Source organism: Streptomyces sp. T028 (genome assembly GCF_048159505.1).
Classification (GTDB): Bacteria; Actinomycetota; Actinomycetes; order Streptomycetales; family Streptomycetaceae; genus Streptomyces.
Genome location: NZ_JBLRVZ010000031.1, coordinates 202830 through 227229, shown reverse-complemented (window position 1 = coordinate 227229; position 24400 = coordinate 202830). Strand labels below are relative to the sequence as shown.

Below are 24400 nucleotides of genomic sequence, written 5' to 3'. Positions count from 1 at the left end.
CTATGTCCCTCCGACGGTCATGGGGTGCGCGGGCGTCCGCGCCGTACGCTGCACACATTAGCCCGGTGAGGGGACGTACACGGCGCGGCCGTCCACGCCAGGAGCGAACAGCGGGCGGGAACAAACGGACGAGACACGCTGCGGCTCAGTGCTGATCGGTGCCGTGCAGCGGGAAACCGGCGATGCCCCGCCATGCCAGCGAGGCCAGCAGCTGCACCGCCTGGTCGCGCGGGACACTGCGGTCGCTGTGCAGCCAGGAGCGGGCGACGACCTGGGCCAGACCGCCCAGACCGGAGGCCAGCAGCATCGACTCCGCGCGCGCGAGGCCCGTGTCCTCGGCGATGACGTCGCAGATCGCCTCGGCGCACTCGGTGGTGACCTTGTCGACGCGCTCGCGCACCGCGGGCTCGTTCGTCAGGTCCGACTCGAAGACCAGGCGGAAGGCCCCGCCGTCGTCCTCGACGTACGCGAAATAGGCGTCCATCGTCGCGCGGACGCGCTGCTTGTTGTCGGTCGTCGACGCGAGCGCGCCCCGCACCGCCTGGATCAGCGACTCGCAGTGCTGGTCCAGCAGGGCGAGGTAGAGGTCGAGCTTGCCCGGGAAGTGCTGGTAGAGCACCGGCTTGCTGACACCGGCCCGCTCGGCGATGTCGTCCATGGCGGCCGCGTGGTAGCCCTGCGCCACGAAGACCTCCTGGGCAGCGCCCAGCAGCTGATTCCGTCGGGCACGGCGCGGCAGGCGCGTGCCTCGCGGGCGTGCCGCCTCTGTCTGCTCGATGGCTGTCACGCCGCCTCCCAAAGTCGTCCTCATGCGGTGTGCGCCGCGCCGCCATCGTACTTTTCGGTAACCCGGTGGCGCGCGGTGCGAGCGCAGAATTTCACGGACCGGACGATCACAAAAGCGGTACAGAAGGTTTTGAAGCGGTGCAGTCCGGGCAGAATGCCGCCCCACTGCTGTTCAGGATGGAGCCGTCACGTCAGCGGTGGTCGTCTCGGCGGTGGTCGTCTCAGGTCGCCTCAGGTCGTCTCGGTGGTAGCCGTCTCAGCGGTAGTCGTCCTCGTCCAGTGAGACGACGCGCGCCTGTTCGACGAGATCCGCCTCGTTCGCCCGGGCGGGGTCCACGCCCTCCAGGGGGTCGTCGCGCTCCGGGGCGACGTCCGCGTACTGCTCGGCGGCGGCGTTCTCCGGCGCCTCGACGTCGATCTCCCCGAAGTCGTCGTCCTCTTCCACGAACGTCTCGGGGTCGGTGGGGTCAACGGCCATGGTGGGCTCCCTTCCAACGAACGCCCCCGGAACACACGGGGGCCACAAGCGGGTGCCCTCAGTACGAGCCTAGGAGACACCCGTTTCGGACGCTATGCGATGTGCCCCCGAATCGCGCCGGTACCGGTGACCGCCCCGCCTCACCCTTGTGACGCCGAACACACATGGTCGCACGTGATCGTCTCGTAACATTGCCCGCATGTCTTCGACCGAGCTGCCGTCCGTGCCGCCCACCAGTGTGCTGCCGAAGGTGGCCTCCGTCAGGGTCGCGGAGGGCGAGCGGCTGCGGGCGGTCGGTCTGCCGGGCGTCACCCTGACCGTCCGGTCCAGACCCCCCGCGCGCAAGGGACTCGAACCCGCTCTGTACGTGCACGGCCTCGGCGGTTCCTCACAGAACTGGTCCGCGCTGATGGCCCTGCTCGACGGGGCCGTGGCGAGCGAGGCCGTCGACCTGCCCGGCTTCGGCGACTCCCCGCCGCCGGACGACGGCAACTACTCCATCACGGCACACGCGCGTGCCGTGATCCGCTACCTCGACGCGTCCGGCCGCGGCCCCGTGCACCTCTTCGGCAACTCCCTCGGCGGCGCGGTGTCCACGCGCGTCGCGGCGGTGCGCCCCGACCTCGTCCGCACCCTGACCCTGGTCTCGCCCGCCCTGCCCGAGCTGCGCGTGCAGCGCACCGCGATCCCCACCGGACTCGCCGGCCTGCCCGGCGTGACCGCCCTCTTCAGCCGGCTCACCCGTGAGTGGACGGCCGAGCAGCGCGTCAGAGGCGTGCTCGCGCTCTGCTACGGCGATCCGGGCCGCGTCTCCCCGGAGGCGTTCCGGCACGCGGTGGAGGAGCTGGACCGGCGGCTGCAGCTGCCGTACTTCTGGGACGCGCTGACCCGCTCCACGCGCGGGCTGCTCAGCGCCTACACCCTGGGCGGCCAGCACGGGCTGTGGCGCCAGGCCGAGCGCGTCCTCGCACCCGCCCTGCTGATCTACGGCGGCCGCGACCAGCTCGTCGGCTTCCGCATGGCCCAGCGCGCCGCCCGTGCCTTCCGCGACTCCCGTCTGCTCACGCTGCCGGACGCCGGGCACGTGGCGATGATGGAGTACCCCGAGACGGTCGCCACGGCGTTCCGGGAGCTGCTCGCCGAGAACGCCGACGCGAAACCGGGGGGCTGAGACACACGTGGGACGCCACAGTCGCCGTGGGCCCGCGCCCAAGAGCGCACCCAAGAACTCTTCCCGTGCCTCTTCCGGGGGCTCGTCCGGTGCGTCCGGTGCGTCCGCTGCGTCCGGTTCGGGCGCGTCCGGGGTGCTTCCCGACGGCACGCCTTCCCACGGGGTGCCCCGGTACCCCGACGGCACGCCCGCGCGCGGCGTCCCGCAGGTCCGCGGTGGACACCCCGAGCAGCGGGAGGCCGGGGGCGGCTGGGGTGACCTGAGAGGCCGTCAGGCGGGAGCGGTGGGGCAGCCGTTGATACCGCGTCAGCGGCCCGTGCCTCCGCAGGGCCCGCGGCCGGGTCCCCGTCAGGAGTACCTCGACGCCTTCGAATCGGCCGAGGGCGCCGGCGCCGTCACGCGCGCGGGACGGCCGTTAGCGCCCACGCGCGCGTCCGGCCCGTATGCCGACGGCCCGTATCCGGACGACCCGTACCTCTCCCCGGGCGACCGGGAGGCCGGCGGGCGTGCGGGTGCCCCGGCCGGTGTCGACGCGGACGACGGCGCGCCGCCCACGGGCGTGCCTGCGGACGGCAAGGGCGCCAAGGGGCGGGCCTTCACGGGTATCGCCGCCGCGGCGGTCACGACCGTGCTGGCCGTCGTGGTGGCCGGGCAGGTGACCGACGGGCGCGACGACGACCGCGTCCAGTCGCAGTCGGCCGCGGGCAAGGCCGCGGGCGGGGCCCTGGAGTCCGCCGCGCCGAGCCCGTCCGTGTCCTCGTCCCCGTCCCCGACCCCCGTGACGCTGACGTACGAGCAGAAGATGGACACCACGTACCAGCTCGACGCCAAGCTCAAGGGGTCCGGGAAGTTCGACGCGATCCCCGGCATCGACAAGGCGCCGGGCAAGGGGCAGAAGGTCACCTACCGGGTGGACGTGGAGCAGGGGCTCGGTCTCGATGGCGAGCTCTTCGCGCAGGCCGTGCAGAAGACGCTGAACGACGACCGCAGCTGGGCGCACAACGGCGCGCGCACCTTCGAACGGATCCACTCGGGCGAACCCGACTTCGTCATCACGCTCGCCAGCCCCGGCACCACCGCCTTCTGGTGCGCCAAATCCAACCTGGACACCACCGTGGACAACGTCTCCTGCGACTCGGCCTCCACCGAGCGCATCATGATCAACGCGTACAGGTGGGCCCAGGGATCGAGTACATACGGCGACGAGATCCATGAGTACCGGCAGATGCTGATCAACCATGAGGTCGGCCACCGGCTCGGCCACCACCATGTGAACTGCCAGAAGGACGGTGAACTCGCCCCCGTCATGCAGCAGCAGACGAAGTTCCTGGACCACAACGGGATCCACTGTCTGCCCAACCCCTGGCCGTATCCCAAGAGTTGACAAACGGCCCGTAAGCCGTCGCGTCCGAGTGATCTCCTAGCGCGACCGAACGCGACCCGCACGGGAAAGTTACGACCGTTCACCCCTTTTGGTGGCGCGATGGACAACCGTCCGTCGCGCCACCGCCTTGTCCGCATACGTTCTTCACCGCTGCGAGCCGCCGGTCCAACGGCGGCTCCCCAGAGGGGAGATCGGGGGTGCGTGCGTGCGCATCGGACTGCTGACGGAAGGTGGCTATCCGTTTGTGAGCGGTGACGCCGGACTCTGGTGCGACCGGCTCGTGCGCGGGCTCGGGCAGCACGAGTTCGACATCTACGCGCTCAGCAGCGGACCGCACCAGGAGGAATCTGGCTGCGTCCCGCTTCCATCGCAGGTCAGGCGGGTGCGAACGGCGCCGCTGTGGACCGCGGAGGAGGACGGGGTCGTGTACGGGCGGCGCGCGCGCCGGCACTTCACCGAGTGCTACGACGAACTGGTCGCCGCCCTGTGTGACAGGTCCGCCTCGCAGGCGGACCGTTTCGCCGCCGCGCTCTACGGCCTCGCGGAACTCGCCCGTGACCAGGGCGGGCTGGTGGGAGCGCTCCGCTCGGAGGGCGCCGTACGCGCCCTGGAGCGCGCCTGCCGTGCGCCAGGCACGCTGCGCACGGCGCGCGAGGCGCGCGTACCCGAGCTGCTGACCGTCGCCGGGCAACTGGAACGCGCCCTGCGCCCCCTTTCCCTCGACTGGTACGGGCCCGACGGCCGCGACGGGGGCGCGCTCGGCTCGGTGGACCTGTGCCATGCCGCGTCCGGCGGCCCGGCCGCCCTGCCCGGGCTGCTCGCGCGGCACTTCTTCGACGTACCGCTGCTCGTGACGGAGTACGGCGTGCGGCTGCGGACGCACTACCTGAGCTCGGGGGCGCCCGGTGCGCCCGCCGACGAGGGCGCGCCCGCCGTGCGCGCCCTGCTCGCCGCCTTCCACGGCCTGCTGGCCGCCGAGGTCTACCGGCAGGCGGCCCGCCTCACGCCCGGCAACGCGCACGCCCGCCGCTGGCAGGAACGCTGCGGCGCCGACCGTGCCAAGGTGCGCACGGTCCACCCGGGCATGGACGCCACGCCCTTCGCGGAGGTGGGCGACGCCCCGGACGCCGCCGATCCGCACACCCTGGTCTGGGTCGGCCGGGTGGAGCCGACGAAGGACCTGGTGTCCCTGCTGCACGCCTTCGCCCAGGTCCGCAGGGAGGAGCCGAGGGCCCGCCTGCGGATCGTCGGCGCACCGGCCGGTCCCGAGGGTCAGGCATACCTCGGGCACTGCAGGACGCTGGCCGCCCAGCTCTTCCCCGACGAGGCCGAGGGGCCGCACTCCGTCGGCGAGAACCCGGTGTCCTTCGAGGAACTCGGCGACCCGGAGGCGCCGAGCCTCGCCGAGACGTACGCGGCCGGAGCCGTCGTCGTCCTCTCCAGCGTCGTCGAGGGGTTCCCGGTCGGGCTCGTCGAGGCGATGTTCTGCGGCCGGGCGACCGTGTCCACGGACGTCGGCGCGGTCGTCGAGGTCATCGGCGGCACCGGACTCGTCGTCCCGCCGCGCAACCCACGGGCGCTCGCGGAGGCGTGCGGGGCCTTGCTGCGCGATCCCGAGCGCCGTGCACGCCTGGGCGCGGCCGCCCGCGCCCGCGCGCTGGAGCTCTTCACCGTCGAGCAGAACGTCGAGGCCTACCACGGCATCTACCTCGAGATCGTCTCCCAGTGCCCGGCCCGCGGGATCGTCCTCGACGAGGCCGGTGACCCCCGCCCGTTCGCCGTCCCCGCCGAGGCCCGGCTGCCCGGCCGCTGGACCGGCCTCGGCGCCCGCGTCACGGCCCGCCGAGGCCCGGGCTGGACGGCGGGACCGCCGGTACGGGGGGCTTCGGCACGAGGCGGATCGACGCCGGATGCGTCCGGGAGGAGCGGACCGCTGCCCAGTGCGCCCGAGGCTTCGACGCCGGGTACGGCCGTGCGGGGCATGCCGCTCTCGGCTGTTGCCGGGCCGGGTGCACCGGATTCGGGTGCTTCGGTGTCGGGTGGGCTTGTGTCGGGTGCATCGGTGCCGGGGGCTTCGGTGTCGGGTGCGCTTGCGTCGGGTGGGTCCGGGCTGGGTGCTTTGGTGCCGGGTGCCGCGGTGCGGGGCATGCCGCTTTTGGCTGTTGCCGGGCCGGGCGCACCGGAGTCGGGTGCTGCGGTGCCGGGCGCGCCTGTGCCCGGTGTGTCGGCGCGGCGTGGGCCATCGGGGCCAGGGGCGGCCGTCCGGGGACCCGTTGGCGCCGTTCCCCTGACCGAGGGGGCGCGATGAGTGACCTCGGCGAACTGGACAGGTCCGGAGCCCCGGAGAAGCCGGCCGCCCCGCGCCGGGGCGCCGGCGATCCCGTGAAGGCGCTGATGCACCGTCACCGGGAGTTGTGCGAACGGGCCGTCGACCCGCTGGAGATCGCGGCGGGCCTGGAGGCCCACGGCGTCACCGACCGCACCGCGGCCCGCTTCCGGCACCGGGACGTCTTCTCCCTGGCCGAGGAGATGTACGCCCGGGTCCCGCGCGGCGACGACACCCCCGCGCGCCCGGCGCCCACCGCCCTCCCGCGCCCCCGCCCGGGCCGGGCCCTGCTCACCCTGCTGCCGGGTGCCCTCAGCGCCGCGGCGCTGACCGGACTGCGCCTCACCGAGGGGCGGCCCCGCCTCCTCGTGGCCGCCGTCGGCGTCCTCGCGGTGACCCTCGCCCTGCGCCAGACCCTCGGCAAGGGCCCGCTCGGCCCACGCGTCGGCACCCGCCCCGGCCGCTTTGGGACCACCCTCTGGACCTGCTGGCTCCTCGCTTATGCGACCCTCGGCGACGGCCTGCTGCGGGCCGCCGTGGCAGGCGGCCCCGACGGACCGCCCACCGGGGCGCCGGACGGCCCCTGGCCCGTCGCGCCCGCGCCCCTGCTCACCCTCACCCTGGCCTGCGCACCCGCAGCCCTGTGCGCCCACCTCCTCTCCGCCCGAGCCCGCCGCCGACTCGACGCCAGCCGCGGCCTGGAGGAGTTCACGGCATCCGTACAGCCGCTGCTGCTCGGCGTGTTCACCCTGTTCCTGTCCGCCCTCGGCGCACTGACCGCCCTCTGCGCCGCGGCCCTGGACGAGCAGCCCGCGTACGCCCCCGTCCTCACCCTGGGCGCCCTCCTCTTCCTCGCCCGCCTCCTCACGGTGCACGGCTTCTCCCATGTCCCGGCGATCGTCCTCGGCGCCACCGGCACCGCCGAAGCCCTCGCCCTGGCCACGGTCTTCGCGGGCCGTCTGCCCGGCTGCGGCTTCCTGTCCGTTCCCGTCGAGACCCTCCTCACCGCCTGGGGCCCGGCGAGCCTCCCGGCCCTGCTCTGCGGAGCCGCCGCCCTGCCCCTGTTCGTCCATGCCACCCGCACCCTCACCAGGGCCTCGGCCCACGCACGAACGGCCCGCCCGTGCTGACCCGCCCCGCCTCCCGCACCCCGGCCCCAGTGGCGCCGAGGCGCTCACGCCGGCCGTACGGGCGGGCGCGCGGGCAGTGGCCGTCCGCAGACCCCCGACCACCACGCGCAGCGCCACCCCCACCGTGCGCGGACCGCACGACGCACGCGCTCCTCCATCCAGCCGCAGGCAACCGCAACACCCTCGAAGGAGAGACCAGATGACCACCTCCCGATCCGGAGCGACCGGAGCCACCGGGGCACCCGCGGTCGCAGGAGCCCCCGCGGTCACAGGAGCAGCCGCAGCGCACACCGAGGGAGCCGCACGATGAGGGTCCTGCTGATCGGAGCCAACGGCTACCTCGGCCGCTTCGTCGCCGACCGCCTGCTCGCCGACCCGGCCGTCCAGCTCACCGCGCTCGGCCGCGGCGACGACGCCGACGTCCGCTTCGACCTCGCGTCCGGCAGCCCCGGCGCGCTCACCCGCTTCCTCGACGCGGTCCACCCCCAGGTCGTCGTCAACTGCGCCGGCGCCACCCGCGGCGGGGCCCGCGAACTCACCCGCCACAACACCGTCGCCGTCGCCACCGTCTGCGAGGCCCTGCGTCGCAGCGGCTGCGGCGCCCGACTCGTGCAGATCGGCTGCGGCGCCGAGTACGGCCCGAGCCAGCCCGGCTCCTCCACCGCGGAGGACGCCGTCCCCCGCCCCGGCGGCCCGTACGGCGTCAGCAAACTCGCCGCCACCGAACTCGTCCTCGGCTCCGGCCTGGACGCCGTCGTCCTGCGGGTGTTCTCCCCGGCCGGCCCCGGCACCCCGGCGGGATCCCCGCTGGGGCGCCTCGCGGAGGCCATGCGCCGCGCCATGCAGTCCGGCGACGGCGAGCTCAAACTCGGCGGACTCGGCGCCCAGCGCGATTTCGTCGACGTCCGCGACGTCGCCCGCGCCGTGCACGCCGCCTCTCTCTCCGCCGCGCAGGGTGTCATCAACATCGGCTCCGGCCGCGCCGTCCGGCTGCGCGACGCCGCCTCGATCCTCGCGCGCGTGGCCGGATACGGCGGCGCCCTCCACGAACTCGACGGCCCGCCCGGCACCCACCTGAGGCCGGCCATCGGACACCCGCGCGGCGACTCCGACCACGCGGTGCCGGTCGCGTACCCGTACCCGGACGGCTGCGGCAGCTGGCAGCAGGCCGATGTGCGCACCGCCCGCGACCGGCTCGGCTGGCGGCCCCGGATCAATCTGGAGGAGTCCCTCGCCGACATCTGGATGGAGGCGGCATGTCGTATCTGACGGGCACGCCGACGGGCACCGCGAGCACCGGGACCACCGACCTGCGCATGGGCTTCGGCGTGCCCGGCATGGCCCACCCCCTGCTCGCACCGGCCGAGTGGGGCGGTCTCGCCCGCACGGGCGCGGCCCTGCACTGGGTCGTCCTGAACATCGCCGACGGCCCCGGCGTCCGCCCCGACCCGCACTGCCTCCAGGCCACCGGCGGCCTGCGCAACGCGGGCGTCCGTGTCCTCGGCCACCTCGACCTCGCCCACGGCGCCCGCGCCCTGGCCGGGGTGCTTTCCGACGCGCGGCGGCACCTCGACTGGTATCAGGTCGACGGCTTCCTCCTGGACCGCTGCCCGGCCGGGGGCACCGAACTCCCCGAGGTCCGCCGCACGGTCGACGCCCTCCGCGGCCTCCGTGACGCACCCCACATCGTCCTCGGCCACGGAATCCACCCGCACCCCGGCTACGCCGACCACGCCGACCAACTGGTCACCTTCTCCGGCCCCTGGACCGACTACCGCTGGTCGCAGGTGGCCGAGTGGACCGCGGACCATCCGCCCGAGCGGTTCTGCCACTTGGTGCACGGCCTGCCCCGCGGCCACCTCGACGAGGCGCTGCGCATCGCCCGCTGGCAGGGCGCGGCCACGATCTGGTTCACCGACCGGGGCGACCGCGGCGGCCTGGACGACCCCTGGGAGACCATGCCCGGCTACTGGGACGAAATCGTCTCGCGGATCGGAACGGGTGTCTCGGAATGAAGAAGGCCATGGCACTGTTACACGGAGAACAACTGTAGTGATCGACCGACCAACGGAGTCCCCGTGTCGCTGCCACCCCTGGTCGAGCCAGCCTCTGAGCTCACCGTAGACGAGGTTCGCCGGTACTCCCGCCACCTGATCATCCCCGACGTCGGGATGGACGGGCAGAAGCGGCTGAAGAACGCCAAGGTGCTCTGTGTGGGTGCCGGCGGCCTGGGCTCGCCGGCGCTGATGTACCTGGCCGCCGCGGGTGTCGGCACGCTCGGCATCGTGGAGTTCGACGAGGTCGACGAGTCGAACCTGCAGCGCCAGATCATCCACAGCCAGGCCGACATCGGCCGCTCCAAGGCCGAGTCCGCGCGAGACTCCGTCCTCGGCATCAACCCGTACGTGAACGTGATCCTTCACGAGGAACGGCTCGAGGCCGAGAACGTGATGGACATCTTCAGCCAGTACGACCTGATCGTCGACGGCACGGACAACTTCGCGACCCGCTACCTCGTCAACGACGCGTGCGTGCTGCTGAACAAGCCGTACGTGTGGGGCTCGATCTACCGCTTCGACGGCCAGGCCTCCGTGTTCTGGTCCGAGTACGGCCCCTGCTACCGCTGCCTGTACCCGGAGCCCCCGCCGCCGGGCATGGTCCCCTCCTGCGCCGAGGGCGGCGTCCTCGGCGTGCTGTGCGCGTCGATCGGCTCCATCCAGGTCACCGAGGCGATCAAGGTCCTCACCGGCACCGGTGAGCCCCTGGTCGGCCGCCTCATGATCTACGACGCCCTGGAGATGCAGTACCGCCAGGTCAAGGTCCGCAAGGACCCGAACTGCGCGGTCTGCGGCGAGAACCCGACCGTCACCGAGCTCATCGACTACGAGGCATTCTGCGGCGTCGTCTCCGAGGAGGCCCAGCAGGCGGCCGCCGGCTCGACGATCACTCCCAAGCAGCTCAAGGAGTGGATCGACGACGGCGAGAGCATCGAGATCATCGACGTCCGCGAGCCGAACGAGTACGAGATCGTCTCCATCCCGGGCGCCAGGCTGATCCCGAAGAACGAGTTCCTCCTGGGCACCGCCCTCGAGGGGCTGCCGCAGGACAAGAAGATCGTCTTGCACTGCAAGACGGGTGTCCGCAGTGCGGAGGTGCTCGCCGTGCTGAAGTCCGCGGGCTTCGCGGACGCCGTCCACGTCGGCGGCGGTGTCATCGGCTGGGTCAACCAGATCGAGCCGAGCAAGCCGGTCTACTGACCCCACGCGGTTCCCCGATCGGCGGGGGCTCCGGGCGCCACGAGTGCCCGGGGCCCCCGCCGTCGTCATGAGCAGACCTTGCCGTCCTTCGGCACCGTGCCCTTGAGCAGGTAGGCGTTCACCGTGGAGTCGACGCAGTCGCTCCCGCTGCCGTACGCACCGTGCCCCTCGCCCTTCCAGGTGAGCAGCACGCCGACGCCCTTGCCGAGTTCGTCCGCCATCCTCCGGGCACCCTCGTACGGTGTCGCCGGATCCCCGGTGTTGCCGACCAGCAGGATCGGCGCCGCCCCCGCCGCGCTCACCTCCGGGGTGTCGTACTGCCCGGCCACCGGCCAGTCGTGACACCAGCCGGCCGTGTCCCAGCCGAGGAAGTCCCCGAAGACGGGCGAGATCCTCTCGAACTCCGGCAGCCGCTTCCGCGTCTCCTCGGCGGTCGGCCGCTGCTTGTCGTCCAAGCACGATATGACGCGTTGTGAGTGGGTCGTCGTGCCGTAGTTCCCCGAGGAGTCCCGCTCGTTGTAGGCGTCGGCGAGCGCGAGCAGTTCGGTGCCGTCGCCCTGCTCCGCCGACTCCAGGGCACTGGTCAGGGCCGGCCAGCTCTGCTCGCTGTACAGCGGCAGGACGATGCCGGTGATGGCGAGCGCCTGGTTGAGCTCGCGCCCGTCGGAGGCCGGCAGCGGTTCGCTGTCGAGCCGGTCCAGGAAGACCGCGATCTTCGCGGTGCCCTGCTCGGGGTCCTGACCCGTCGACTTCAGATAGTCGTCGAGGGCCCGCTGGAAACCCCTCGCCTGGTTCTCGGCGTGGCCCACCGCGTCGGCGCTCGGGTCGACGACCGCGTCGAGGATCAGCCGCCCCACGTTCTTCGGGAACAGATGGGCGTACACGCCGCCGAGTTCGGTGCCGTAGGAGATGCCGAAGTAGTGCGTCTTCGAGTCGCCCAGGACCTGGCGCATCAGGTCCATGTCGCGGGCCGTGTCGGTGGTCGACACGTGCGCCAGCAGGGCGCCCGCCGCCTTCTCGCAGCCCTCGCCGAAAGCGGCGGCGTCCTGGAGGTACGCCTGCTCCTCGGCCGTCGTGTCCGGGGTGATGTCGAGGGACTCGGCGGCCTGGATGTCCTTGTTGCTGCGGCAGCGGATGCCCTCGCTGCCGCCCACGCCGCGCGGATCCCAGCTGACCAGGTCGTAGCGCTCGCGGAGTGCGGAGAACGTGGAGCCGTAGGGCGGGAGCGTCGACACGCCCGAGCCGCCGGGGCCGCCGAAGTTGAACAGCAGCGAGCCGATCCGCTCGCCGCCGCTGCCCCGGGACTTGGCGCGGATCAGCGCCAGACCGATGGTCTCGCCGTCGGGCTTCGACCAGTCCAGCGGCACCTTCATCGTGGCGCACTGCCATACGCGGCCCGGCGCTGCCGAGTCCGCCCCCGCCTTGCAGCGCCCCCAGTCCAGCTTCTGTCCGGTGAGCGAAGCCGGGGGAGCCGCCGTCGCCGCCGTATCCGACGAGCCGGCCGACTTGCCCTTCCCGTCCTCTCCGCCGCCCGACGAGCCGCTGCTGCAGCCCGCGGCGAACAGCGCGGTGGCGGCCGCCAGAGCCGTCCACCGTAGGAATCGCGCCATCTGAGCCCTTCCCCCCTTGCCGACCGTCCGCGCCGGGCGGCGGGACGGCTGTCAGGCCATGGTAGGCGGAGTGCGGTCCACCCGTCGGAGCCTGTGGATAACGTTGTGACCTGCGGGTTTTGCGGGGTGAGGGGGATGCGGGGAGGGTCAGGAGCAGACGGTCCCGGCGGCCGGAACCCTGCCCTCCAGCAGGTAGCCGTCCACCGCCGCCCGCACGCACTTGTTCTTGCTGCTGTAGGCGCCATGCCCCTGCCCCTTGTAGGTCAGCTCCACTCCGACGCCCTTTCCCAGCGCGTTCACCATTTTTCGCGCACCCTCGTACGGGGTCGCCGGGTCGCCGGTGTTGCCCACGACGAGGATGGGTGCCGAACCGGCCGCGCCGACGTCCGGATGGTCGGCCGCGCCGGGCACGGCCCAGTCGGTGCAGTTGACCATGGACCAGGCGAGGAGGTCGCCGAACAGGGGTGAGGCGGCGCGGAACTCCGGCAGCCTTCCCTCGACGTAGCCGGCGGAGTAGCGGGGCCTGTCGTCGGAGCAGTTGACGGCGGCGTTGGCGGCGGTGATGTTGCTGTACTCGCCGTTGGCGCTGCGGCCGTTGAGCGAGTCGGACAGCAGCATGAGGATCCTGCCGTCCCCGTCGTAGGCCTGCTCCAGGCCCTCGGTGAGGTACTCCCAGAGGTCCTTCGAGTACAGCGCCTGGAGGATGCCGTTGGTCGCGGCGCTCTGGGTCAGGACGCGCGGGAAGACGCCGGGGATCGGTCTGCTCTCGAGGCGCTTCAGCAGTGCGGCGATCCGGTCCTTCACGTCCTGCGCGGTGTCGCCGACGGGGCAGTCCTCGGCCGCGGAGGCGCAGTCCTCGGCGTAGTTGTCGAGCGCGAGCTGAAAGCCCTTGGTCTGGGCGAGGGTCCCCTGCTCCGGTGTCTGCGTCGGGTCGACGACCGCGTCGAAGACGGCCCGCCCCACGTTCCTCGGGAACAGATGGGCGTACACGCCGCCGAGTTCGGTGCCGTAGGAGATGCCGAAGTAGTGCAGTCTGGTGTCGTCGAGTACCTGGCGCATCAGGTCCATGTCACGGGCCGCGTCGGTGGTGCGCACATGCGGCAGCATGTCCTCGGAGTGCTCCTCGCAGGCCGCGTTGAACGCCTCGGTGTTGTCCAGCAACGTGGCACGCTCGGCGGCGTCGTCGGGGGTCATGTCCTGCTGGAAGTACGCGTCGAGCTGCTGGTCGTTCTCGCACCTCACACCGGCGCTGCGGCCGACCCCGCGCGGGTCGAAGCTCACCAGGTCGTAGCGGGTGCGCAGGGTCGCGTACTCCTCGCCGAACGCCGGCAGCGTGGCGACGCCCGAGGCGCCGGGCCCGCCGAAGTTGAACACCAGTGACCCGATCCGTCGGCTCGGCTCGCCGCTCGCCTCGGCCCGGATCAGCGCGATCCCGATGGTGTCGCCCTTCGGATCGGTCCAGTCCCGGGGCGCCTTCATCGTGGCACACATCCACCGGTCGCCGTCCGGCAGGGGCGACGGGGCGCTGCCGCCGCCCTCCGAGGAGGACGGGGCCGGGCAGTTCTTCCAGTCGAGCTTCTGCCCCGTCAGGTCCTCGTCCCCGGCGGCGTCGCCACAGCCGGCCAACGCGGAGGTCAGCAGGAGAGCGGTCGCGGTGAGGGCGGCGGCGCGCGGACGGGCGGGGTTCGGCATGATCCCATCGTGGGGTCGGGCCCTTCCACGCGCGCGGGGCGCGGGCCGTACGAGGTACCGCCTCTAGAGGGAGCCCTTGCGGCTCAGCTGGTTGAAGGCCAGCCATCCCGGCAGCACCGGAAGCCACAGCGTCAGCAGCCGGAAGAGCAGCACCGCGGGAGCGGCCACCTCCTTGGGCAGCCCGACCGCGATCAGACCGACCGTCAGCGTCGCCTCGACCGCTCCGACACCGCCCGGGGTCGGGGCGGCGGAGCCCAGCGCGTTGCCGGCGAGGAAGACGACCGCGACGCTCGCGATGCTGATCGAGGTCGACTCCGTGCCGAACGCGCGGATCGACGCGTCCAGGCACATCACGAAGCAGAACGTCAGCAGCAGCATGCCGCCGATGCCGGTGACCAGCTTCTGCGGCCGCTGCAGCACATCCAGCATGCGCGGCACGACACCCGCGAACAGCGACCTCACGCGCGTGACGACGAACTTCCGCAGGAACGGCACCGACGTCACCACCAGCACGAGCACCGCCACCGTCAGCAGACCCGCGATGACCGTGCGGGACGGCGACAGCGACGGCGTCTTCTCGGTGCCGGTCAGATAGCCGAACGACAGCAGCATCAGGATGTGGCAGCCGAGCCCGAACAACTGCGATGCGCCGACGCTCGCCACCGCGAGCCCGGGCCGCACCCCCGAACGCTGCAGGAAACGCGTGTTGAGCGCGACCCCGCCGACCGCGGCCGGGGCCACGATCTTCACGAACGACCCCGCGACCTGCGCGGCGACGGTCCGCAGGAACGGCACCCGCTCCGGCACGAACCCCAACAGGCTCATCGCGGCGGCGACATAGCTCAGTGCCGAGAACAGCACCGCCGCCGCGACCCAGCCCCACTCGGCGTTGGCGACGAGCGGACCGAACTCGATGTGCGTGAGCTGCGTCAGCAGGAAGTACGCGCCGATCGCACCCGCGATGAAGCTCATCAGGGTGCGCGGCCGCACCCGCTCCAGCCTGGCCGGCTCGACCGGCGCCTGGGGCCGGATCAGCAGCACCTGGTGCCGGATCTGCGTCAGCAGATCCTCCTCGCGCGCCTCCTCCAGTGCCTCGTCGATGGCCCGCTTCTCGGCACGCGCCTGTGCCCGTACGGCCTTCTTCCCGGCCTTCTCGGAGACCGGCTCCGTCTCGTGGCCCGCCTCCAGCCGGGCCTGCTTGGCCTGCCGGGATGCCTCCAGGACCGCCTCGCGCTCGCGCTGCGCGCGCTCCCGGGCCAGTCTGCGCAGCGTCGCGCGCGTGGAGCGACTGAGCGCGATGGGCTGCAGCATCGGCAGACAGTCCGCCACCGTGTCCGGGCCGAGCACGCCCACGGCCGAGGCGACCGCCCGCTCGGCGCCCACCCGCAGCCCCAGGGTGACGAGCAGCTGGGAGATGTCCATGCGCAGCAGCAGATCGCCGGCCGCGATCTCGCCGACCCGCAGGTCGGTGAGGATCACCGTGCCGGAACGATCCACCAGGACCGCGTCCCCCACCAGCCTGCGATGCGCGATGCGCCGCGACTGCAGGGCGCGCACCTGGTGCCAGGTGTCGCGCAGCAGGTCGTCGGTGATCTCGTCGTCCGCCAGCGAGTCCAGCGTGCGCCCGCCGGTGTGCTCGTAGACGAGCATCACGGCGTCGGGGCCGAGTTCGGAGGTGGCGATCAGCTTGGGCGCGTTGGCACCCGCCGCGATCGCCGCGTAGGCGAGCAGCGCCTCCTGCTCCAGCGCCTGGCGCAGCGACTGCAGGCTGCTGCGGGTGGCGAAGCCGCGCAGGGTCAGATTGCGCCACGCGCGGTAGAAGAACCCCTGGGCCTGCTGCTCCCGGTCGACCACGGTGACGTCCAGCGGCGGCCCGTCCTCCAGGGTGACGAAGTAGCGTCGGCCGCGGTCGCCGGTCTCGGAGGTGTCCGGCGCCTCCTCGCGGGCCGCGCTCACCGGGCGGAAACCGACGTGGCGCAGGCCCGCCATCAGCGTCCGCCCCGTGGGGCGCACGTTCGGCGAGCCGACCGCGTACAGCGTGCCGTACGCCACGGTCCAGCCGATCAGCACCGTCAGGATGATCGAGAACGGCGTGGTGTACCCGGTGACCAGCATCGAGAACGCGTCGAGGAGCAGCACCATCCACAGCACCGCGCGCCAGCGCGGCCGGCGCGACATGCCGACGGCCGTCATGTACGCGATGACCGGGGCCAGATAGCCGTGCACCGGGTCCGTGAGGGCGTGGATGTCACCGGGGGAGGGCTGGGTGAGCGCCTCCTGGATCGAGTCCGGGGCCGCCTTGGCGACCCACAGGTCCGTGGCGAGTGTCACACCGTGCGCGAGGACGGCGGCGAGCACACCGTCGGCGATGCGCAGTCCGTCCCGCTTGATCAGCCGCTCGATCGCGAAGGCCACCGGGACCAGCAGGATCGCGATGCTGGACGCCAGCCCCGCGATCTTGATGAGCAGGTCGGGCGCCTGACCGGTGCCCTTGTTGATGTCCTGTTCGAGACCTGAGGTCGTTCCGTGTGCGAAGGCGGCGATGCCCAGCAGCACGATGACCGCGAGCACACCCACCAGCAGCCGCATGAGGTCGGAGGGGCGGTGCACGCGGGCGGGGAGCAGGGGTTCGTCGCCCTCGACCTCGTCGATGTGCACTTCTTCCCGTGCCTCGTCGCGTGGTTCCTCGCGCGGTTCCTCCCGTGCGTCACCGCGGTGGTCGGGGCCGTCCGGGCTGTCCGGGCGCGACGCAGCGTCAGAGGTGCCCTCCGCGCCCTCGGGGTGCACTCCCTGCTGCTTCATCGTCTCTTCTTGATCTCGTATCACCGGTCACCGCCCGCACGATGGTGGCATGCTCCACCGACACACGGGGGCGTCAGGGTGCAAACGCGGGGTCGCACAGTCTGCCCCAAGCACCGGCCGGGGGCGAGGGTCACGCACGGTCACGAATCGGTCGCACTGTCGGTGGTGTGCGGCAGGATGGGACGGATGAGCGAGCAGAGCAACCCGGACGACGCCCGCCCGGAGCAGGACGACGCCCGCCCCGAGTACCCCGACACGCTGCCGGAGTACGCCGAGCGGGTCCTCGAGGTCGCGGAGCTGATCCCGCCCGGGCGGGTCATGACGTACGGGGACGTCGCCGAGTGGCTCGAGGAGGGCGGGCCCCGGCAGGTCGGCCGCGTGATGGCCCTGTACGGCGGCACCGTGCCGTGGTGGCGTGTGGTGCGCGCGGACGGGGCGCTGCTGCCCGGCCACGAACTGCGGGCGCTCGGCCACTACCGTGACGAGGGCACGCCTCTGAAGGAGGCGAGCAGCGCCGCCGAGGGCCACCTGCCGCGCCTCGACATGCGGCGGGCCCGCTGGGACGGCGGCGAACGCGCGGACGGTCACACCTGACAGCTTCCGCCATCCGGCCCGCCCGGGGGGACCCTGTGGCCCGTACGGGGGAAAACAGGAAAACCGGGCACGTCGGTGCCATGGCGTACGTTCGAGGGGCACGGGGCGGAGAAAGCGGCCCTCGATCACCCAGCACACCCACCAGGACCGGCGAACCACGTGAGCTCCTCTTTCTCCACCAGGCGCCCGTCGCACCCCCAGGGGCGACAGGGGAACCGTGGCGCTTACCGACTGGTCCGTACCCCGCCGACCCGGACCGACCCCCCTCGTCTGGACGCCGCACAGCGCTCCGTGGTTGACCACGCCACCGGGCCGCTGCTCGTCCTCGCCGGGCCGGGCACGGGCAAGACCACCACCCTCGTCGAGTCCGTGGCGGCCCGCATCGCCCGTGGCGGCGACCCCGCGCGCGTGCTGGTGCTGACCTTCAGCCGCAAGGCGGCCGTGGAACTGCGCGACCGGATGGCGCTGCGCATGGGCGCCGCCCGCGCACCCCAGGCGACCACCTTCCACTCCTACTGCTACGCCCTGGTCCGCGCCCACCAGGACAGCGAACTGTTCGTGGAACCCCTGCGGCTGCTTTCCGGCCCCGAGCAGGACGTGGCCGTCCGTGAACTGCTCGCCGGCCAGCTCGACCTGCAGCGGCTCGGTCTCACACACGTGCGCTGGCCGGACGAACTGCGCGCCTGCCTCACCACGCGCGGGTTCGCCGACGAGGTCCGCGCGGTGCTCGCCCGCAGCCGGGAACTCGGCCTCGGCCCCGACGCCCTGGACGCCTTCGCCACTCGCATCGGCCGCCCCGACTGGCGGGCCGCGGCCGCCTTCCTCGCCGAGTACCTCGACGTCCTCGACCTGCACGGCGTCATCGACTACGCCGAACTCGTCCACCGCGCGGTCCTCCTCGCCCACCGCCCCGAGACCGCCGAGCGACTGGCCGCGCAGTACGACGTCGTGTACGTCGACGAGTACCAGGACACCGACCCGGCACAGGTACGACTGCTGCGCGCCCTCGCCGGCGGCGGCCGCACCCTCGTCGCCTTCGGCGACCCCGACCAGTCGATCTATACCTTCCGTGGCGCCGACGTGAACGGCATCCTGGACTTCCCGCACGCCTTCCCCCGGCCCGACGGCCGCCCGGCCCCCGTCGAGGTCCTGCGCACCTCCCGCCGCTCCGGCGCCGCCCTGCTCGCCGCGACCCGGCTGCTCACCCAGCGCATGCCCCTGACCCGCCTCCCGGCCGAGAAGGTCCGCGCCCACCGTGAACTCGTCCCCGCGCGTGAGGGCGGCCGCGTCGAGGTCTACACGTACCCGACCTCCGGCACCGAGCTGGACAACGTCGCCGACATCCTGCGCCGCGCCCACCTGGAGGACGGCGTGGCCTGGGGCGAGATGGCCGTCCTGGTCCGCGCCGGCTCGCGCACGATCCCCACGGTCCGCCGCGCCCTCACGGCCGCAGGCGTCCCCCTCGACATCGACGGCGACGACCTGCCCCTGCGCCACGAACCCGCCGTGGCCCCCCTGCTGACGGCCCTGCGGGCGGTGGCGACAGCGGAGGCCACCCGGGGCGACAACACCGACGACACCGGGGACACGGGAACCACCGCCGAGACCGACACGTGTTGGCTCGACACCGAGACCGCCCTCACGCTCCTCGCCTCGCCGCTCGCCGGCATGGACGCCGCCGATCTGCGCCGCCTGGGACGCGCCCTGCGCGAGGAGGAGCGCGCCGCGGGCAACCCGCTGCCGCCGCCCTCCGACGAACTGCTCGCGCGCGCCCTCGCCGAACCGGAGCGACTGGTCACCCACGACCCGGTGTACGCGCGCGGCGCACAGCGGCTCGGCGCGCTGCTCGCCACGGCCCGCGAGCGCCTCGCGCGCGGCGGCACCGCCGAGGAGGCGCTGTGGGACCTCTGGGAGGGCACGCCCTGGCCCGCCCGCCTGGAGCGAGCCGCCCGCCGGGGCGGCGCGGCCGGACGCAACGCGGACCGCGACCTGGACGCCGTCTGCGCGCTGTTCGCCACCGCCGCGCGCGCGGAGGAGCGCACCGGGGGCCGCGGCGCCCTCAACTTCCTCGCCGAGACCGAGGCCGAGGACATAGCCGCCGACACCCTCACCCGCCGAGCGGTACGCCCCGACGCCGTACGCCTGATGACCGCCCACCGCGCGAAGGGCCTGGAGTGGCGCCTTGTGGTCGTCGCCGGCGTACAGGAAGGCCTGTGGCCCGACCTGCGCCGCCGTGGCTCCCTCCTGGAGGCCGACCGCATCGGCCGCGACGGACTCGCCGAGCCGCTCACCCCGGGCGCGCTGCTCGCCGAGGAGCGCCGCCTGTTCTACGTGGCCGCCACACGCGCGCGTGACCGTCTCGTCGTCACCGCGGTGAAGGCGCCCGCCGACGACGGCGACCAGCCCTCCCGTTTCCTCACCGAGGTCGGTGTCGAACCCAGGGACGTCACCGGCCGCCCCCGCCGCCCCCTGTCCGTCGCCGCGCTCGTCGCCGAACTGCGCGCCACGACGGTCGACCCCCGGGCCTCCGCCGCCCTCAGGGAGGCCGCCGCCCGCCGCCTCGCGCGTCTGGCCGCACTCGCCGACGAGGACGGCCGGCCGCTGGTGCCCTCGGCGCACCCCTACCGCTGGTGGGGCATGTTCGAGCCGACCGAGAGCAGGGTGCCGCTGCGCGACCGCGACCAGCCCGTCGTGCTCTCCGGCAGCGCCCTCGACCAGCTCGCCAACACCTGCGCCCTGCAGTGGTTCCTGGGCCGCGAGGTCAAGGCCGACGCACCCGCCACCGCCGCCCAGGGCTTCGGCAACGTCGTGCACGTCCTCGCCGACGAGGTAGCCTCCGGGCACACCCCGGCCGACCTCGACGTCCTCATGGAGCGCCTCGACTCCGTGTGGAACGCGCTCGCCTTCGACGCGCCCTGGAAGTCGGAGCAGGAGAAGGGCAACGCGCGCGTGGCGCTCGAACGGTTCCTCCAATGGCATGTGATGGACCGCGCGGGGCGCACGCCCGTCGCCAGCGAGCACGACTTCGACGTCACCCTCGAAGCGGGCGACTACGAGGTGCGCATCCGCGGTCAGATGGACCGCGTCGAGACGGACGGCGAGGGCCGCGCCTATGTCGTCGACTTCAAGACGGGCAAACAGGCGCCGACCGCACGCGAGGTGGAACGGCACCCCCAGCTCGCCGTCTACCAGCTCGCCGTCCGCGAGGGCGCCGTCGACGACGCCTTCGACGGCGTACACCCCGAACCGGGCGGCGCCGAACTCGTCCAGCTGCGTCAGGGCGCCGCCAAGCGTGACGGCGGCGAGACCCTGCCCAAGGTGCAGGCCCAGGAACCGCTGGAGGGGGAGTGGGTCGGCGACCTGCTCGCCACGGCGGCCGGCAAGGTCCTCGACGAACGGTTCACCCCGAGCGCCGGCCAGCACTGCGCCCACTGCGCGTTCCGGGCTTCCTGCAGCGCACGGCCGGAGGGGCGGCACGTGGTGGAGTGAGCGGGGGCGCGGGCCCGGCGGGGTGCGGCAGGTGCGTGGTCATCGATTGTCGGTGCCCGCCGTTAGCCTCTCCTCATGCCCGCCCGCATCACCGATCCCGAGCAGCTCAAGGAGCTCCTCGGGATCCCCTTCACCCCGGAGCAGACGGCCTGCATCACCGCGCCGCCAGCCCCGCAGGTGATCGTGGCCGGAGCCGGCTCGGGCAAGACGACGGTGATGGCCGCGCGCGTGGTGTGGCTGGTCGGCACCGGCCAGGTCGCCCCGGAACAGGTCCTCGGCCTGACCTTCACCAACAAGGCCGCCGGCGAACTCGCCGAACGCGTCCGCAAGGCGCTGATCAAGGCGGGCGTCACCGACCCCGACGTCATCGACCCGGACAACCCGCCGGGCGAGCCGGTGATCTCCACGTACCACGCCTTCGCGGGCCGCCTGCTGACCGACCACGGGCTGCGCATCGGCCTGGAGCCCACGTCCCGCCTGCTCGCCGACGCCACCCGCTACCAGCTCGCCGCGCGTGTCCTGCGCGAAGCCCCCGGCCCCTACCCGTCGCTCACCCGCTCCTTCGCCGACCTGGTCAGCGACCTCCTCGCCCTCGACTCCGAACTCGCCGAACACCTCGTACGCCCCGAGGAGCTCCGCACCTGGGACGCCGGCCTGCTCGGCACCCTGGAGGGCGCCAGGCTCACCAACGCCGACCTGCGCAAGGTGCCCGAGGCCGCCGCCGCCCGCCGCGAGCTGGCCGACCTGGTCGTCCGCTACCGCGCGGCCAAACGCCAACGCGACCTGCTGGACTTCGGCGACCAGATCGCCCTCGCGGCACAGCTCGCCCAGGTCCCCGAGGTGGGCCGGATCCTGCGGGACGAGTTCCGCGTGGTCCTCCTCGACGAGTACCAGGACACCTCCGTCGCCCAGCGCATCCTCCTGGCCGGCCTGTTCGGCGGCGGCACCGGCCACCCCGTGACCGCCGTCGGCGACCCCTGCCAGGCCATCTACGGCTGGCGCGGCGCCTCCGTCGCCAACCTCGACGACTTCCCCGAGCACTTCGCCCACGCCGACGGCCGGCCCGCCACCCGCCAGGCCCTCAGTGAGAACCGCCGCAGCGGCGGCCGCCTCCTCGACCTCGCCAACGGTCTCGCCACACCGCTGCGCGCAATGCACGCGGGCGTGGAGGCCCTCCGCCCGGCCCCCGGCGCCGAACGCGACGGCCTGGTCCGCTGCGCGCTCCTGGCCACCCACGCCGAGGAGATCGACTGGATCGCCGACTCCGTCGCCCACCTCGTCAACACCGGCAAGGCGCCCGGCGAGATCGCCGTCCTGTGCCGTACGGCCACCGACTTCGCGGAGATCCAGAGCGCCCTCGTCGCCAGGGACGTGCCCGTCGAGGTCGTCGGCCTCTCCGGACTGCTGCACCTGCCCGAGGTCGCCGACCTCGTCGCCGTCTGCGAGGTCCTCCAGGACCCCGGCGCCAACGCCTCCCTGGTCCGGCTGCTCACCGGCCCCCGCTGGCGCATCGGCCCGCGCGACCTCGCCCTCCTCGGCCGACGGGCCCGCCTGCTCGTCGCCCACGCGCGCGGGGACGACGGCGACGACCCGGACCGCCGCCTCGCCGAGGCCGTCGAAGGGATCGACCCCTCCGAGGTGATCTCGCTCGCGGACGCCCTCGACACCTTCCTCGAGACACCCCTGGAGGGCGGGGACGACGACCGGCTGCCGTTCTCACCGGACGCGCGCGTGCGCTTCGCACGGCTCGCCGCCGAACTGCGCGACCTGCGCCGCTCCCTGGCCGACCCGCTGATGGACGTCCTGCACCGCGTCCTCGCCGTCACCGGCCTCGAGGTCGAACTGTCGGCCTCCCCGCACGCGCTGGCCGCCCGCCGCCGCGAGACCCTGTCGAACTTCCTCGACATCGCCGCCTCCTTCGCCGCCGGCGAGAGCGAGGCGAGCCTGCTCGCCTTCCTCGGCTTCCTGCGCACCGCCGCCCAGTACGAGAAGGGCCTCGACAACGCCCTGCCCGGCGGCGAGAACACCGTCAAGGTGCTCACCGCGCACAAGTCCAAGGGTCTGGAGTGGGACGTCGTCGCCGTCCCCGGCCTGGTCACCGGCACCTTCCCCAGCGGCCAGGGCCGCGAGAAGTGGACCGCCCAGGCCAAGGTGCTGCCGCACGCGCTGCGCGGCGACGCCGACACCCTCCCCGACATCGACTCCTGGGACTCCCGGGCCATGAAGGCCTTCCACGAGGCCATGAAGGACCACCAGCACACCGAGGAACTCCGCCTCGGCTACGTCACCTTCACCCGCCCCCGCTCACTGCTCCTCGGCTCCGGCCACTGGTGGGGCCCCAGCCAGAAGAAACCCCGGGGCCCCTCCGACTTCCTGCATGCCCTGCACGACCACTGCGTGTCCGGGTACGGCGAGATCGAGGCCTGGGCGGACGAGCCGGAGGACGACGCGGAGAACCCCGCCCTGCACCGCGCGGCGGCCGACCAGGTCTGGCCGCTCCCGCTGGACGACGCGGCACTCGCCCGCCGCCGTGCCGCCGCCGACACCGTCCTCGCCCACCTGGACGACCTCGCCGCCCAGGACGACGTACGGCCCGCCGCCACGCACGACCCGGACACCTACGACGACCCGGACTGGCCCCCGCCCCCCGACGAGGACGAGCCGCCCTACGACGAGGCCGACCACTTCGAGGCGGACCCGTTCGAAGGCGAGCCCTTCCTGGACGAGCCTTTCGAGGATGGGCCTTTCGAGGACGGGCCTTTCAGGGACGGGCCTTTCGGCGGTGAGCAGGGTGAGTTCGACCCCTTCGATGACGTCCCCCATGGCGACCCGGCCCGCCCCGCCGTCCCCCACCAGGCCACGGCCCCCGAGCCACAACCCCCCGCCACCACCCGCCCCCGGCGGGCCCTCACGCCCGAGGAGGCCCGCGCCGTCGCCTCCTGGGACCGCGACCTCGACGCGCTCACCGGAGAGCTCCTGCGCACCCGCCGAAGCGTCACGGACGTACCCCTCCCGACGACGCTCACCGCGTCGCAGGTACTGCGCCTGGCCGCCGACCCGGACGGTCTCGCGCAGGAACTCGCACGCCCCATGCCGCGCCCCCCGCAACCGGCCGCGCGCCGGGGCACCCGGTTCCACGCATGGGTCGAGGCCCGCTTCGAGGAGTTGACGCTTCCACTCCTCGAGCCGGACGAGCTGCCCGGCGCCGACGCCGAGATCACCGACGAACGCGACCTCGAAGCCCTCAAGGAGGCCTTCGAACGCACCGAGTACGCCCACCGCACCCCCCACCGCGTCGAGGCCCCCTTCCAGCTCGCCCTCGCCGGCCGCGTCGTACGGGGCCGTATCGACGCCGTCTACAAGCAGGGCGACGGCGATACGACGACGTACGAGATCATCGACTGGAAGACCCATCGCGCGCGCACCGCAGACCCCCTCCAGCTCGCCCTGTACCGGCTCGCCTGGGCCGAGCAGCAGGGCGTGCCCGTGGAATCCGTCACAGCGGCGTTCCTCTATGTGCGCACCGGCGAGGTCGTACGGCCCCGCAACCTGCCCGATCGCGCGGCCCTGGAGCGCCTGTTGACGGGCGAGGAGGCCCTCGCGGAGGATCGCGAGGGACCGCACGGGCCGCAAAGCCGCGCACAACGGCCCGGCGAGGATGTCGGCGCGGGCCGATAGGCT

15 protein-coding genes are annotated in these 24400 nt (G+C 73.1%); 10 read left to right on the top strand and 5 right to left on the bottom strand.

The genetic code is table 11. The features are described from left to right. Positions 1 to 145 precede the first annotated feature (145 nt). Entirely contained in the window at positions 146 to 787 is a 642-nt protein-coding gene (locus ACLZN2_RS29825; RefSeq protein ID WP_416982416.1) for a TetR/AcrR family transcriptional regulator, read from the bottom strand. Positions 788 to 1042: 255 nt separating this feature from the next. Further along, positions 1043 to 1264, bottom strand: coding sequence for a hypothetical protein (locus tag ACLZN2_RS29820; protein WP_416982414.1), 222 nt, complete (start codon positions 1262 to 1264; stop codon positions 1043 to 1045). A 199-nt stretch (positions 1265 to 1463) separates the two neighbouring features. Between ACLZN2_RS29820 and ACLZN2_RS29815 the strand changes: the two genes are divergently transcribed. From ACLZN2_RS29815 to moeZ, 7 genes are all read left to right on the top strand, one after another. Continuing rightward, the gene (locus tag ACLZN2_RS29815; RefSeq protein ID WP_416982413.1) at positions 1464 to 2435 is read left to right on the top strand and encodes an alpha/beta fold hydrolase; all 972 of its coding nucleotides are present in this window, start codon (positions 1464 to 1466) and stop codon (positions 2433 to 2435) included. A gap of 7 nt (positions 2436 to 2442) precedes the next feature. After that, on the top strand, positions 2443 to 3819 hold the full coding sequence (locus ACLZN2_RS29810; RefSeq protein WP_416982412.1) for a DUF3152 domain-containing protein: 1377 nt from the start codon (positions 2443 to 2445) through the stop codon (positions 3817 to 3819). Positions 3820 to 4024: 205 nt separating this feature from the next. After that, the gene (locus ACLZN2_RS29805) at positions 4025 to 6127 is read left to right on the top strand and encodes a DUF3492 domain-containing protein (protein WP_416982410.1); all 2103 of its coding nucleotides are present in this window, start codon (positions 4025 to 4027) and stop codon (positions 6125 to 6127) included. After that, on the top strand, positions 6124 to 7275 hold the full coding sequence (locus ACLZN2_RS29800) for a hypothetical protein (RefSeq protein WP_416982409.1): 1152 nt from the start codon (positions 6124 to 6126) through the stop codon (positions 7273 to 7275). Before ACLZN2_RS29805 ends, ACLZN2_RS29800 begins: the two co-directional genes overlap by 4 nt. A 306-nt stretch (positions 7276 to 7581) precedes the next feature. Then, a complete protein-coding gene (locus ACLZN2_RS29795; RefSeq protein WP_416982407.1) occupies positions 7582 to 8544 on the top strand; it encodes an NAD-dependent epimerase/dehydratase family protein in 963 nt (320 codons plus the stop codon). Further along, the gene (locus ACLZN2_RS29790; RefSeq protein ID WP_416982406.1) at positions 8532 to 9290 is read left to right on the top strand and encodes a spherulation-specific family 4 protein; all 759 of its coding nucleotides are present in this window, start codon (positions 8532 to 8534) and stop codon (positions 9288 to 9290) included. Before ACLZN2_RS29795 ends, ACLZN2_RS29790 begins: the two co-directional genes overlap by 13 nt. Positions 9291 to 9353: 63 nt before the next feature. Beyond that, a complete protein-coding gene (gene moeZ, locus ACLZN2_RS29785; RefSeq protein ID WP_416982405.1) occupies positions 9354 to 10532 on the top strand; it encodes an adenylyltransferase/sulfurtransferase MoeZ in 1179 nt (392 codons plus the stop codon). A 65-nt stretch (positions 10533 to 10597) separates the two neighbouring features. Here the strand turns inward: moeZ and ACLZN2_RS29780 are convergent, their stop codons facing one another. The 3 genes from ACLZN2_RS29780 to ACLZN2_RS29770 form a co-directional block, all read right to left on the bottom strand. Continuing rightward, positions 10598 to 12142, bottom strand: coding sequence for an alpha/beta hydrolase (locus ACLZN2_RS29780; RefSeq protein WP_416982404.1), 1545 nt, complete (start codon positions 12140 to 12142; stop codon positions 10598 to 10600). A 147-nt stretch (positions 12143 to 12289) separates the two neighbouring features. Then, positions 12290 to 13834 (bottom strand): alpha/beta hydrolase, encoded by a 1545-nt coding sequence (locus tag ACLZN2_RS29775; protein WP_416982402.1) that lies wholly within the window; start codon positions 13832 to 13834, stop codon positions 12290 to 12292. A gap of 63 nt (positions 13835 to 13897) precedes the next feature. Then, entirely contained in the window at positions 13898 to 16636 is a 2739-nt protein-coding gene (locus tag ACLZN2_RS29770; protein WP_416982400.1) for a lysylphosphatidylglycerol synthase domain-containing protein, read from the bottom strand. A gap of 186 nt (positions 16637 to 16822) precedes the next feature. Between ACLZN2_RS29770 and ACLZN2_RS29765 the strand changes: the two genes are divergently transcribed. From ACLZN2_RS29765 to ACLZN2_RS29755, 3 genes are all read left to right on the top strand, one after another. Then, the gene (locus ACLZN2_RS29765) at positions 16823 to 17230 is read left to right on the top strand and encodes an MGMT family protein (RefSeq protein ID WP_416982399.1); all 408 of its coding nucleotides are present in this window, start codon (positions 16823 to 16825) and stop codon (positions 17228 to 17230) included. A gap of 159 nt (positions 17231 to 17389) precedes the next feature. Further along, positions 17390 to 20719 carry an ATP-dependent helicase gene (locus ACLZN2_RS29760; RefSeq protein ID WP_416982398.1) on the top strand — a complete coding sequence of 1110 codons (3330 nt, stop codon included), beginning with the start codon at positions 17390 to 17392 and terminating at the stop codon, positions 20717 to 20719. A gap of 75 nt (positions 20720 to 20794) precedes the next feature. Beyond that, positions 20795 to 24397 carry a UvrD-helicase domain-containing protein gene (locus ACLZN2_RS29755; RefSeq protein WP_416982397.1) on the top strand — a complete coding sequence of 1201 codons (3603 nt, stop codon included), beginning with the start codon at positions 20795 to 20797 and terminating at the stop codon, positions 24395 to 24397. The last annotated feature ends 3 nt before the right edge of the window (positions 24398 to 24400 follow it).

Excerpts from the sequence above, each read along its gene's own strand:
- ACLZN2_RS29765 (WP_416982399.1), top strand. The coding sequence starts at position 16,823 with ATGAGCGAGCAGAGCAACCCGGACGACGCCCGCCCGGAGCAGGACGAC.
- ACLZN2_RS29820 (WP_416982414.1), bottom strand. The coding sequence starts at position 1,264 with ATGGCCGTTGACCCCACCGACCCCGAGACGTTCGTGGAAGAGGACGAC.
- ACLZN2_RS29790 (WP_416982406.1), top strand. The coding sequence starts at position 8,532 with ATGTCGTATCTGACGGGCACGCCGACGGGCACCGCGAGCACCGGGACC.
- ACLZN2_RS29815 (WP_416982413.1), top strand. The coding sequence starts at position 1,464 with ATGTCTTCGACCGAGCTGCCGTCCGTGCCGCCCACCAGTGTGCTGCCG.
- ACLZN2_RS29800 (WP_416982409.1), top strand. The coding sequence starts at position 6,124 with ATGAGTGACCTCGGCGAACTGGACAGGTCCGGAGCCCCGGAGAAGCCG.
- ACLZN2_RS29755 (WP_416982397.1), top strand. The coding sequence starts at position 20,795 with ATGCCCGCCCGCATCACCGATCCCGAGCAGCTCAAGGAGCTCCTCGGG.
- ACLZN2_RS29770 (WP_416982400.1), bottom strand. The coding sequence starts at position 16,636 with ATGAAGCAGCAGGGAGTGCACCCCGAGGGCGCGGAGGGCACCTCTGAC.
- ACLZN2_RS29780 (WP_416982404.1), bottom strand. The coding sequence starts at position 12,142 with ATGGCGCGATTCCTACGGTGGACGGCTCTGGCGGCCGCCACCGCGCTG.
- ACLZN2_RS29775 (WP_416982402.1), bottom strand. The coding sequence starts at position 13,834 with ATGCCGAACCCCGCCCGTCCGCGCGCCGCCGCCCTCACCGCGACCGCT.
- ACLZN2_RS29795 (WP_416982407.1), top strand. The coding sequence starts at position 7,582 with ATGAGGGTCCTGCTGATCGGAGCCAACGGCTACCTCGGCCGCTTCGTC.